The following is a 12,501-nucleotide window of genomic DNA, read 5'->3' on the forward strand; positions in this document are numbered from 1 at the left end:
AAGAGAATACAAGAAAGAATAATATTTTCAGAAAGATTTTCTAAAATACAATATACCAAAAATCTAATCATCTAGAATACCAACAATCCAATATTCTAAACTTCTAAATTAATCCTCTTGCTTTAATTTCGAGATACTTGTTAATGGTATTAATGCTTAGATCTTTTGGTCTGGTAAGTACGGTTTGGATGCCGTGTCGTTGTAATTCTTTTGCCATTTTTACTTTATTCTGGCTAAATTCTTCGGCGATTCCCTGGTGAGCACTTTCACTAAGATTTTCAGGAGTAGAGTGGAGCAGTTTGGTAATTTCAGTATTTTCAAAAAAGATCACCACTAAAACATGACGTTTATTGATGGCTTTTAGATAAGGTAATTGTCTTTCTAAAGCCGATGGATGTTCAAAATTAGTGTAGAGCATCAATAAGCTGCGATGTGTAATAAATCTATTGATCCCGGCATATAAACTACCAAAATCAGATTCTTTAAAATCTGTGCTAATATTATACAAACTCTCCATGATGCGTTGCAGCTGACTCATTCTTGAAGAATCTTTCAGGATTTTATCGATTTTCGCAGAAAAACTAATCATCCCTGTTTTGTCCTTTTTCCGTAGGGCGATATTCGAGAAAGCAAGACTACTATTTATAGCATAATCCAGTAAACTAAGACCTTCAAAAGGCATTTTCATTACGCGACCTGTATCAATAATCGAATAAACCGGCTGTGCTTTTTCATCTTGAAATTGATTCACCATCAAACTTCGATGTTTTGCGGTGGCTTTCCAGTTAATGGTTCGCACATCGTCGCCAGTTACGTATTCTTTTATCTGTTCGAACTCCATGGTATGACCAAGTCGGCGTATTTTTTTGAGTCCGGCTTGCGAAATTCGGTTATCGATTGCCAGGAAATTCAGTTTTTTCATCTGGATGAACGACGGATAAACTTTAACCATTTGTTCCGCATTAAAAACCTTCCTGATTTTGGCCAATTTCAGGATGCTTTGTGCGTAAATATTTAATCTTCCGAAGATATATTCGCCACGTTCTAATGGCGTGACTTCATACTCAAATTCGAAGTTTTCAGCAGGTTTTATTTCAGCAGTATATAAAAAATCTCTTTTCTGAAACTGAATGGGAAGCTCGTCAATAACTTCAGCAAAAACCTTAAATGAATAGTCATTTTTAATCTGAATTTTTACCGAATTAGCATCTGAATTACTGAATTTCTCGGGTAAAATTCTTTGAGCATTTAAACCTTTACTTTGATAAAGCGCGATAATATCTATAATTAAAGCAATGCTTAAAATCACCAATATCACCCAAATAATAGGGTAAATGGCCGTGATCCAGAATGAAAACAGAAACAGCACAGTGATTGCAGCGATACTATAAAAGAAGCGCTTAGTTAAGTATAAAGATTTAAGGAAATTGATCACTATCGTGGGATTTCTACAGATTGGCTAATCATTTGAATAACATCACGAGTTTTCATGCCTTCCATTTCGCGATCTGGAGAAAGGATAATACGATGCCCTAACACAGGATTCAGTGACCTTTTAATATCTTCTGGAATCACAAAATCACGACCATCAATAGCCGCAAAAGCTTTTGATGCGTTCATAATTGCGATCGAAGCTCTTGGTGAAGCTCCCAAATAAAGGTGCGCATGCTGGCGAGTTTTACTCACCAGTTCAGCGATATAATGCAGTAACTTTTCTTCGATCTTAATATCGAAAATCTGTGTTTTAAGCTCATTTAATTTTTCAGGAGAAAGAATAGGAACAATATTCGCTTCTGGTTTTGCACCTTTTCGCTCGTTGTGTCCTTTTAAAATATCAATTTCTTCCTCTAATTTTGGATAATCAACCTCGATCTTAAATAGAAATCGGTCTAATTGTGCTTCGGGTAAGGCGTAAGTTCCTTCCTGTTCTACCGGATTCTGAGTCGCCAAAACCATAAAAGGATCCTGTAACTGGTGGCGAGTCCCATCAATAGTTACCTGACGTTCTTCCATCACCTCAAAAAGAGCAGCCTGAGTTTTTGCCGGTGCGCGATTAATCTCGTCGATTAGCACGATATTCGAGAAAACTGGACCGGGTTTAAATTCAAAATCTGAAGTTTTCATGTTTAGAACGGATGTTCCTAAAACATCACTTGGCATAAGATCTGGCGTAAACTGAATTCTGCTAAAATCGGTTTGCAGGCATTTGGCAAAAAGCTTTGCCGTTACGGTTTTTGCCACACCGGGAACACCTTCTATAAGCACGTGACCGTTAGAAAGTAAGCCTACGATCAATAATTCTACAAATTCGGTTTGCCCAACAATGATCTTCGAAAGCTGAGATTTTAGATCGTCAACTGAAGTTTTTAATTCTTCTAGCGGAATACGGGTATCAAAATTAAGCTCGCTATTTTCTTCGTTTTCGGGTTGTATGTTTGGTTCTTCCATGGTTCTAGTTTTACTCGATTATCGAGGTTAATTGCTATGAAGTCTTTCTAATTAAAGATCTAATTTCAATAATAACCTCATTAGCTTTATTTTGATTCAATCAATATTTTAGGCCGATTTTATAGAAAATTGACTTAAATTTTTTCTTTTGGCGCATTGGCATATTTAAATTTATGAATGCCTTTACTTATATTTTCAAAATCCTGAGCTGTAGCTTCTTTGTTGCTTACCGCCTGGATGTTTTTAAATAATTCTCTTACAAATTCTATAGAATTACCCGTTTTATCGGCCAATATTGTATAAAAATGCTCTTGTTTTTTATCAGGATCAAGCTTTAGCTCTGTACGGATATATTCTTTAAAATGTTGAATTCGCTTTTGGGTTAATTCATCGATCTTTTTTTGTTCCAAATAAAGATCTGCAATGGTTTGCGTGTATTCGTACGACTGATTTTTAAGTGGTTTTACTACCGGAATTGCTCGTTGTTTTCGTTTTCCTTCAAAAATAATAAATAACAGCGAGGCTAGTATCATTAAGTAATACGCCCATTTTAGCGCTTTATTTTGCATGATTACGTATAACAAACTTGTGGGCTGGGCTTTACCGGTTTTGTAATAATTATCCCAGTAAATAGGAGCATCCTGGTCGATATAAGCCAAAATATTTTCAGCATATTTAAAATTGTTGTTTTTCAGCAGAAAATAATTACCAAAAGCTTCAGGCGTGCTGTGCATAAAGATCTTACCATCACCAAACTTAGTTTTAATGAAATTTATCTGTGGTTCAGTTAAGGTATCATCGTCATATTTTATTGTTCCTAAAATAGTAGTGTTTAGCGTATCTATTTTGCTGAAATAAATAGAGCTGAACTCATGTGGAACTTCAAAAGGACCATCTTGATTAAAATTTGGGTTCACCAAATCTAATTCGGTCTTTGGAATAAAACTTATCTGGTTTTCAATCTTTTTGTTGTAGGGTTTGGTATCCAGTTTTAAAGTATCTAAAACATTATTGCCAAAAACATCTGAAGCTATAAATGCGGTATTTCCTTTCTCTACCCAGGCAAGCAGTTTATTAAGCTCATCTTCGTCGAAACTCACATAATTATTTAGGAAAAAATAAGATCCGTCAGTGATGCTTAAACTATCGCTAAGAAATTCGAATGGCGGAATATTGACCTCTTCAAAGCGTTCTGGATTAGTTTCTTTCCAGTTCTCATAAAAAACATAGCTGCCAAGCGGAATCTTATCCAGCTTAGAATAGCTGGGATACCAGTTTATTGGTGTAGGTTCGATCGCCTCGAGGTAGGTTAAAAAAGCCACCAAAAGGATAAAAACACCAAGCGCAATTTTATAAAATCTACTCATTTTTGGTGTTTTTGATCGTTGAATTTAATTCTGAAAATCCCTTTTCTGCCAATAAAAAATCTTCTTTTGAAACCTGAAAATCACCATACCAGATAAAATTGTAAATGCGGGTTACTTTCCTGAAGATATTATTTAGCGATGTATTTTGAATTTCTGAAATATAATCGTTGTTAGTCTTTTGGGCTTCAAAATCAATAAATTTTTTGAGATCCAGTTCTTTTAAAGCCTGAAGATAATAATATCGCACTGCCATGCGATATTGGCCATTTTCGATGGCATTTTTTATTAAAGCCGGGATATCTGCATTTTGGATAATTTCTTCTTCATCATCTAAATGCACTTTTGATGTTTGTGGTTCCTGAAGAATATTTTTTCCGGGATTCATTCGGGTAAATAACCAGATCACCAAACAAATAATTCCTATTAATAATAGGTAGGGAAGTAGTTTAATAATAAAACCAAAAATACTACCAGCATCATAATCGCCAAATAACCAGTTTATAAATTGCTGATATTTTTGATTGATCCACTCTTTAAATTGTTGCCACCAAGTTTTTTCTTCTTGTTCTTCTAAATAATTAAAATCCTCATCCTTTTTAAGCTCCTCAATTTTTGATTCACTAAACTGAACAGGATTAAGATCGCTGGTGTTGTCGAATTGTACTTCAGCTTCAGCTTGAGAAGTATTTTTAGATTCTACTTCAGCATTAGGATCAAGCTTAGTATCAGCTTCAGTTTGGACAATAGTATCCTGCTGCGCTAACGCAAAATTGAAATTCAGTAATAAAAGAAAGGAAATTAAGATTCTCATTCGCGGTCTTCACCTAACTTATCGATACTATCGTAAGTACCGGTAAAGTTTTTTTCTTCATTTAAATTAAAATAAATAAGGCTTATTAAAATTGGTGTGATAATATAAAGCAGGTATTGTGCGATCGAAGCCAAAATCGTTAGTACGATTAAAACCGGATCCTTGGTTTGCATATTTTGAGCCATCGTTTCTATACCAGCGTCTAATCCAGAAAACATAGACATCATCATATAAATGATCATTGGCATTTGGAAAACAATATTGATAATATACATAATAATCCCAAAAACGATAAGAATCCCGAAAGTAAGCCACCAGTTATCTTTTATTAAGTCGAAAGCACTGGAAATTGTATCACCAACACTTTTTTGATCGAAAACCAATATTGGTAGTGCTAAAGTTAACACTACACCAAGATAGATACCAGGAATAAACAAAAATAAAAATCCTACAACGGTTAAGAGCCCAACAATAAAGTTGACTACAAGTCCATTTCCCAGATCATTTTTTAAACCATTTTTTACGTCTTCTACACTTACATTTCCATCCTTGGCAATGTAAGCTTTGATGTAGTTAAATACACTTAGATATAAAGCGGTAAAATAAACGAAAAGTGCCAGCGTATTGATAAGCGCCGGAATTATAAAGCCAGTAAGATTTAAATAACCTTCAAATCCAACCCCAAGAGTAGCATAGGTATAGTATGCATTTGTAATTATTAAGGTGATTAAAAAAGGAGCACAAACTTTAAAATTGATACTTAAAAAGCTTTTTGCATTTTCTCGCAAAAACTTAAAGGTATCGCTTAGTAGTTCTCCAAAATCCCTAGTTTTTCTAAACCTGAAAATCTTATTTTCCATCAATGAATTTTTTATATAAACGATGTGGTAAGATCACATAATACCACAAAATTAGAATTAATGATAAGCTTATGATTAAAATGGCCAGAATATCTGGCATCTCTGTATGTCGCGTTACAAAACCTTCCAAAAAACCTGCAATAACAAAAAAAGGAACGGTAGAAATTACGATTTTTAGTCCGTCTTTAACACCAGTCACGAATGAATGTAATCTGCTATATGTTTTAGGAAATAAAATACTGCGCCCAACAACCAGCCCGGCACAAGCTGCAATAATTATTACTGAAATTTCTATGGTACCATGAATCCAAATTGTTCTTGCCGATTCCCACAATAAACCTTTATCATAAAAGAAATACTGAAAGGATCCCAGCATAATTGCATTTTGCATTAGTACGATAAGCGTTCCTAAACCTGCCAGAACTCCAAAAGAAAATGCCATTAAACCAACTCTTACATTGTTAATGGTAATTCCTAAGAACATATCGGTTTCTGATGCCTGTTTATAAACAGCCATAGGATCGTCGTTTTCAATATTATTTAGCGTAGCATTTACATAGGCGTCACCAAGAACGGCTCTTACAAAACTATCTTCGTTAGCGGCCGAATATGCACCAACGATCGCAAAAATAGTAAAGACCAAAAAACTGAATAATAATTGCTTTTGATACTGGTAAAAGAATAGCGGAAACTCTTTGGTATAAAATAAAATGAATTTATTTTTTGATTCTTTTTTATTTCGATACACTTTTTGATGCGCCTGTGAAGCAAGATCGTTAAGATATCGGGCAGTGTTACTGCCGCGATAAAAGGTATTTGCGTAGCTTAAATGATCTGTAATTTCAACATAAGTCGCAGAAAGTTGATCTGGAGAAATATTGCTATTATTTTTCAGGAGACTTTCAAACTTTAGCCATTTATCTTTATTTTGCTTCACAAAAGCAGCCTCGCGCATATTCAGGATTAAATTAGATCCTCAAAGAAACATATTTAATGGATAATTTTCAAATTGAAACCGCTCAAAATATCGAAATTCAACAAAATTCAGCTTCTATTGGAGACCGAATTTTAGCTTATTTAGTAGATTTTCTAATTATTATTGTTTATGCTATTATCACGGCGCTTTTAATAGCGGGTTTTGAAGCCGATCGATTTGGCGAAATGGTCTACTATATGGTGATTGGTTTGCCTATTTTCCTTTACTATTTATTATTCGAAACCTTTTGGGATGGTAAAACACCGGGAAAGTCGGCAATGAAAATTAGAGTGGTGAAATTAGATGGATCTCGCCCGGCTTTTGTAAACTATTTAATACGATGGTTGTTGCGAGTTATTGATATTAGTTTAGGCAGCGGAAGTATTGCCGTGGTTACCATTTTGCTGAATGGTAAAGGGCAGCGATTAGGAGATATGGCCGCAAAAACAACGGTAATTTCTGAAAAACGAAAAGTAAGTTTAGCAAATACCTTAGCTGTTGAAATTCCTGAAGATTACGTGCCAAAATATCCTCAGGTTACCATTTTAAAAGATCGCGACGTTCAGGAAGTTAAGGAGATTTATAGAAAAGCAAGGTTAAAAGGAAATGTAGAGGTAATTACTGCTTTAGCTGAAAAATTATCTAGTCTACTCGGAGTGAAATTCGATGAAAAACCAAGCGTTTTTATAAAACGTGTGATCGAAGATTATAATTATTTTACGCAAAAGTAGGTTAGAATTTAGATCTTAGAGTCTAGACTCTAGATTTTAGAAGTTAGAGGCTAGAAATGAGACCTTTTAAGTAAAATGTTGCTCTCAAACTTAGATTCTTAAATTTGAGATATTAAAGTATAGAATCTAGAAATCTGATTTTTTTCAGAAAAAGTAAACTTCAAAACTGAGATCATTAATAATTGCTAACTGTTAATTGATTGCTGTTCCCTGCGCACTGAGACTGTTTACTGTTTCACTGAAAAACTAATCAATAAGCTCTACCTGCATTTCAATATTATCAATAGGCCATTCAGATGGGCCGGTTTTCACTTTAGAGATTTTATCTACCACATCCATACCTTTAGAGACATAACCAAAAACAGTGTGTTCATCATCAAGATGATGTGAGCCATTCGGACTTAATACCACAAAAAATTCAAACGGACTAGAAGCCTTACTGGTATTTTGCTCGGCGTATTTGGCGGCAGAAAAAGCTCCGCGATTGTGACGATGCCCGGCATTTAATTCATTAGGGATTAAATAATCACCAATTTTATGTCTTTTCTTATTGGTAGATGCATTATCTGAATTTCCACCTTGTATTACAAAGTTTTCGGCTACCCGATGAAAATATGTCTGATTAAAATAATCATTTTTTACCAGCATAATAAAATTAGCGCGGTGAAGTGGCGTATCTCGATATAAAGTCACCTCGAAAGCTCCAAAAGAAGTGGTGATACGGACTTTATTTTCAGGGTTTTTCTTGCCATATTCGGTTAAAAACGGAATTAATTGTTCCTGCGGAATAGGAAAAGCCGTGTCTTTTTCAGTCAGTGCTTTTTCCTCTTCATTTTCTATTTTAGCAGAATCGATTTTCGTTTTTGCAGAATCCTCATTTTTTGTACTATTTTTAACGGCTTTGGATGTGTTTTCTGAATTCTTTTCATTGGAAGTTTTCTTATCTTCACAACTTGCAAAAATACTAACAACCAAAATTGCGATTACTGATATACGTTTAAACATGGATTTTTTCGAGTTTAAAAATAGAATTTCAAATTTAAAAAAAATAGATCTTCCCGGCGAGCTAGCACATAATAAATTAGCGCCTTCTATTAGGGTACAAGAGCTTAAAAAAATAGATTTTTCAGCAAAAAAGACGAATAAAGCTGGAGTAATGGCCGTTTTTTATCCTAAAAACAGTCAAACTTATTTTGTGTTGATTTTACGTAAAACCTATAAAGGGGTGCATTCTAACCAGGTTGGTTTTCCTGGTGGCAGGGTAGAGGAAGAAGATCGTGATCTTGCTGAAACTGCTCTTAGAGAAACTGAAGAAGAAGTTGGAATTCCGCAGGATAAAATAGAAGTGATTCGTGAATTATCGAAATTGTACATTCCGCCAAGCAATTTTTGGGTACATCCTTTTGTTGGTATTTTAGAAGAAACACCAAATCTTATTCCGCAAGAATCCGAAGTTGAGGACATTTTAGAAGTAAAACTATCGGATTTTTTGAGTGAAGAAAGCTTTGTGACCAGAAATTTAAGTACATCCTACATGAAAAATATAGATGTACCTGCTTTTTTACTCAACGACCAAATCGTTTGGGGTGCAACGGGAATGATGCTGGGAGAGCTTAGGGAAATGTTGCAGGAAATCTTATAAAATTAGAATACTTATATTTGCGGGTTTTCAAAAAAATTGGAGTCAGATTTATCGAATCTTGAATATTATTTGCAGATTTTCAGTTTTATAGAAAGATGTTGGAGATGATTAATTGTGTAAAGAAATTATGGGATTATTAAAGAAAAATCCATTTGGACATATTTTATTTTTAAAGAAATGGCTAATTCGATTATTTGGTTTAATGACGCACAGGCGTTATCGAGGTTTTAACGAATTAAATATTGAGGGTTCAGAAATTATTAAAAACTTACCAGAAACCGGGGTATTATTTGTATCCAATCATCAAACCTATTTTGCAGATGTAGTGGCGATGTTTCATGTGTTTAACGCTAGTCTTAGCGGTAGGGTAGATAGCATAAAAAATGTGGGATATATCTGGCAGCCTAAACTAAATATCTATTATGTGGCGGCAAAAGAAACCATGAAAGCAGGTTTACTGGCAAGAATTTTGGCTTATGCGGGTGCAATTAAAGTTGAAAGAACCTGGCGCTCTAAAGGACAGGACGTAAAGCGAAAAGTGAATCCAGACGATTCTAAAAACGTGGGAGTTGCTTTAGATGATGGTTGGGTAATTACCTTTCCGCAGGGAACTACGACGCCTTTTAAACCTATTAGAAAAGGAACTGCGCATATTATAAAACAATATAAACCAATTGTTGTTCCTATCGTTATTGATGGTTTTAGACGTTCTTTTGATAAAAAAGGATTACGAATTAAAAAACGCGGAATTCTTCAATCGTTTCAGGTAAAAGAACCTTTAGAGATCGACTACGAAAATGATAGTGTGGAAGAAATTGTAGGTAAAATTGAATATGCTATCGAGCAACATTCTTCTTTCTTAAAAGTAATCCCAATGGAAGAATTAGAAGAAATAGAGCATTTAAATGAAAAACGCCGCTATTCTTATAAAGAAGAATAGCAGCGCACTTATTTCAGAATTAGATAGGTGTTAATCGCAGTCTAAATTCTCTAACTGCGTATAATTTCTCTTTAGTCGTTTTAATAGAATTCCGTAGATAAGTCGGTAGAAAAGCCATAGGATTCCTATAAAAGCTCCTAGTGCAACTACGATTATCCCTGTAAATTTTAGCCAGTCTAAGGCATCAAAAACATACGCGCTACTATCTGCTACCTGTGCATCTTCTATATGATGGTAAATAATTAGATAGGCATAAGCCAGTGCAGTTACCGCAGTTCCTATTAAAACATAAAGAATATAAGATTTAACCGTTCTACGGGTTTTTATAATGTCTTTCATTAATTGTTTTGCTGAACTTGTCGAGTTTATCTGCCTGTAGTTCATGTAAAATCTAAACATGAAGTAGAAGGTGATCAAATAATTGATTCCGTATACCCACATGGTTATTTCCTTTAAGTCTAGCTGTTCTAAAGAATTCCAGTATTCTTCATCTGCAGCCACTAAATTGAATAAGACTCCAAATAGAAATTCACAGATACTTATAATAAAGATCCATTTAACGATAGACGAAGATCTCTTCCAGATCATTTGGTAAATTTCGTCATAGGAAACTTTAGGAAGGCTTGCTTCCTGGCTTTTCCAGTTCTTTTTTAATAATTCTAATCCATCCATAGCTTACGGATTTAAAACGCTTTTAAGTTTGGTTTTTATTCTATTCATCTTCACTCTGGCGTTCACCTCACTTATTCCTAAAGTTTCAGATATTTCTTTGTAATTCTTGTCTTCCAGATATAAAAAAACTAGTGCTTTTTCGATATCGTTTAATTCTTTTATGGCATTATACATTAATCCTAATTGCTGTTCGGTTTCATCATTATACTCTTCGGCTTTAATTTTAAAATGAACAGTATCGAAATCCTGGGTAGCAATTCCTCTTTTTTTCTTTCTATATAAAGTAATTGCGGTATTTAAAGCTACGCGGTACATCCAGGTACTAAACTTTGCATCGCCTCTAAATTTTGGATAGGCTTTCCAAAGCTGGATGGTGATTTCTTGAAATAGATCATTATGCGATTCCCTATCATGCGTATAAAGCCTACAGATTTTATGCGCAATATTTTGGTGCCGCTCTAATTTGGAAACAAACTGGTGCTCTAATTCTTTATCCACAATCACTCGTTAGCTACTAGTATGTTGCAATAATAGATAAAATGTTACAAAATATTTTAAATTCAAGTTAATGATCCCTGTATTTATGGTATAAGCTGTAACTTTGTTTCACAATCAATAGTTATGAATATACCCAGGACAGAATTACCCAGGGTGGTTATAATTGGTGGAGGTTTTGCCGGAATGGCACTCGCAAGAAAGTTGTTACACGAAAATGTTCAAATGGTCTTAATAGATCGTAACAACTACCACACTTTTCAACCCCTTTTATATCAGGTTTCAACCGCAGGTTTAGAACCCGATTCGATAGCTTACCCTCTTCGTAAAGTTACCAGAAATTCCAAAAAATGTTTTTTTAGAAATGCAGAAGTAGAATCTATAGATGCAGAAAATCAAATAGTTAACACCAGTATTGGTGAGATTATTTATGATTATCTGGTAATCGCTACAGGTTCTAAAACAAATTTCTTCGGAAATAAATCTGTAGAAAATAATGCCATGTGGATGAAAACCGTCCCGCAGGCATTGAATATACGGAGTCTTATTTTAGAAAATCTGGAGCAGGCTGTTATTGAAAATGATCCAGAAAAGCGTAAAGCTTTACTGAATTTTGTTTTAGTAGGAGCCGGACCAACAGGAGTAGAGTTAAGTGGAGCAATAGCCGAATTGCGTAATAATATCGTTCCAAAAGATTATCCAGATCTTAATCCAGCTGAAATGAATATTCATTTGCTGGAAGGATTAGATCGTGTATTGCCTCCAATGAGTGAAAAATCTTCTCAAAAAGCACAAAAGTTTTTAGAAGATCTTGGGGTGCAAATTCACTTAAACACGATGGTGCAAAGTTATGATGGGCATTTGGTAACCACCAATACCGATCTTTCTTTAAAAACAGAAACTTTAGTATGGTCTGCCGGCGTAACCGGTGCACCCGTTAAAGGTTTAAATGCTTCAGCTTTGGTAGAGAAAGCAAATCGTTACGAAGTAAATGCGTTTAACCAGGTAAATGGTTACGAAAATGTATTTGCCATTGGCGATATTGCCGTTATGCAAAGTGAAGATTTTCCTAGAGGTCATCCTATGGTTGCGCAGCCCGCAATACAACAGGGAAGGCATCTGGCAAAAAACCTTAAAAGAATTTTAAAAGGAGAGCCTTTAGAACCATTTAGTTATTTTGATAAAGGTAGTATGGCTACAGTAGGTAGAAATAAAGCCGTAGTAGATATAGGAAAATCTACCTTTGGTGGCTTTTTTGCCTGGTTTATCTGGATGTTTGTTCACCTTTGGTTTTTAATTGGTTTTAGAAACAGGCTTGTAACTTTTTGTAATTGGGTTTACAATTACATTAATTTTGATCGTGCTGCACGTCTTATTATTAGACCGTTTAAGTCGAATAGAGAAAATCTTGAAGCCGACCAGAAAAAGATTTAAAAGTTTTTATAAAGACAGAATAAAGAAAATTTTAAAACCCGAATCTCAGGATTCGGGTTTTGTTTTTTCAATTGGTCGGTAAAAATTTACAGTTCAGTTTTATTTTTTAGAAGAGGAGGAATTCC

General features: G+C 34.5%; 13 protein-coding genes. 4 read left to right on the forward strand and 9 right to left on the reverse strand.

The features are described from left to right. Window positions 1–103: 103 nt before the first annotated feature. The 6 genes from IIF7_RS10070 to IIF7_RS10095 all read right to left on the reverse strand — a co-directional run bounded on the left by IIF7_RS10070 (window position 104) and on the right by IIF7_RS10095 (window position 6,441). Window positions 104–1,432, reverse strand: a complete 1,329-nt coding sequence (locus IIF7_RS10070) for a DUF58 domain-containing protein (RefSeq protein WP_176218935.1) — start codon at window positions 1,430–1,432, stop codon at window positions 104–106. 2 nt (window positions 1,433–1,434) lie between these two features. Continuing rightward, window positions 1,435–2,448 carry an AAA family ATPase gene (locus IIF7_RS10075; RefSeq protein ID WP_084841559.1) on the reverse strand — a complete coding sequence of 338 codons (1,014 nt, stop codon included), beginning with the start codon at window positions 2,446–2,448 and terminating at the stop codon, window positions 1,435–1,437. A gap of 134 nt (window positions 2,449–2,582) precedes the next feature. After that, on the reverse strand, window positions 2,583–3,815 hold the full coding sequence (locus IIF7_RS10080; protein ID WP_084841560.1) for a DUF4350 domain-containing protein: 1,233 nt from the start codon (window positions 3,813–3,815) through the stop codon (window positions 2,583–2,585). Continuing rightward, window positions 3,808–4,626 (reverse strand): DUF4129 domain-containing protein, encoded by an 819-nt coding sequence (locus IIF7_RS10085; RefSeq protein ID WP_084841561.1) that lies wholly within the window; start codon window positions 4,624–4,626, stop codon window positions 3,808–3,810. Before IIF7_RS10085 ends, IIF7_RS10080 begins: the two co-directional genes overlap by 8 nt. Further along, window positions 4,623–5,486, reverse strand: coding sequence for a hypothetical protein (locus tag IIF7_RS10090; RefSeq protein ID WP_084841562.1), 864 nt, complete (start codon window positions 5,484–5,486; stop codon window positions 4,623–4,625). Before IIF7_RS10090 ends, IIF7_RS10085 begins: the two co-directional genes overlap by 4 nt. Beyond that, a complete protein-coding gene (locus IIF7_RS10095) occupies window positions 5,476–6,441 on the reverse strand; it encodes a stage II sporulation protein M (protein ID WP_084841563.1) in 966 nt (321 codons plus the stop codon). Before IIF7_RS10095 ends, IIF7_RS10090 begins: the two co-directional genes overlap by 11 nt. Before the next feature lie 38 nt (window positions 6,442–6,479). On the opposite strand from IIF7_RS10095, the gene IIF7_RS10100 reads away from it, so the two are divergent. Then, entirely contained in the window at window positions 6,480–7,193 is a 714-nt protein-coding gene (locus tag IIF7_RS10100) for an RDD family protein (RefSeq protein ID WP_084841564.1), read from the forward strand. A gap of 246 nt (window positions 7,194–7,439) precedes the next feature. Here IIF7_RS10100 and IIF7_RS10105 read toward each other — a convergent pair whose 3' ends face one another. After that, window positions 7,440–8,198 carry a peptidylprolyl isomerase gene (locus IIF7_RS10105; RefSeq protein WP_084841565.1) on the reverse strand — a complete coding sequence of 253 codons (759 nt, stop codon included), beginning with the start codon at window positions 8,196–8,198 and terminating at the stop codon, window positions 7,440–7,442. Here IIF7_RS10105 and IIF7_RS10110 point away from each other — a divergent pair. Then, window positions 8,197–8,835, forward strand: coding sequence for an NUDIX hydrolase (locus tag IIF7_RS10110; RefSeq protein WP_084841566.1), 639 nt, complete (start codon window positions 8,197–8,199; stop codon window positions 8,833–8,835). The genes IIF7_RS10105 and IIF7_RS10110 overlap by 2 nt on opposite strands. A gap of 127 nt (window positions 8,836–8,962) precedes the next feature. Next, complete coding sequence (locus IIF7_RS10115; protein WP_084841567.1) at window positions 8,963–9,775, forward strand: lysophospholipid acyltransferase family protein; 813 nt, start codon at window positions 8,963–8,965, stop codon at window positions 9,773–9,775. Window positions 9,776–9,805: 30 nt separating this feature from the next. Here the strand turns inward: IIF7_RS10115 and IIF7_RS10120 are convergent, their stop codons facing one another. Then, a complete protein-coding gene (locus IIF7_RS10120) occupies window positions 9,806–10,447 on the reverse strand; it encodes a hypothetical protein (RefSeq protein WP_084841568.1) in 642 nt (213 codons plus the stop codon). 3 nt (window positions 10,448–10,450) lie between these two features. After that, window positions 10,451–10,945, reverse strand: coding sequence for an RNA polymerase sigma factor (locus IIF7_RS10125; RefSeq protein ID WP_084841670.1), 495 nt, complete (start codon window positions 10,943–10,945; stop codon window positions 10,451–10,453). A gap of 123 nt (window positions 10,946–11,068) precedes the next feature. On the opposite strand from IIF7_RS10125, the gene IIF7_RS10130 reads away from it, so the two are divergent. Further along, the gene (locus tag IIF7_RS10130) at window positions 11,069–12,376 is read left to right on the forward strand and encodes an NAD(P)/FAD-dependent oxidoreductase (RefSeq protein ID WP_084841569.1); all 1,308 of its coding nucleotides are present in this window, start codon (window positions 11,069–11,071) and stop codon (window positions 12,374–12,376) included. Window positions 12,377–12,501: the final 125 nt, after the last annotated feature.

This window comes from Zunongwangia atlantica 22II14-10F7 (assembly GCF_002094855.1).
Taxonomy (GTDB): domain Bacteria; phylum Bacteroidota; class Bacteroidia; order Flavobacteriales; family Flavobacteriaceae; genus Zunongwangia; species Zunongwangia atlantica.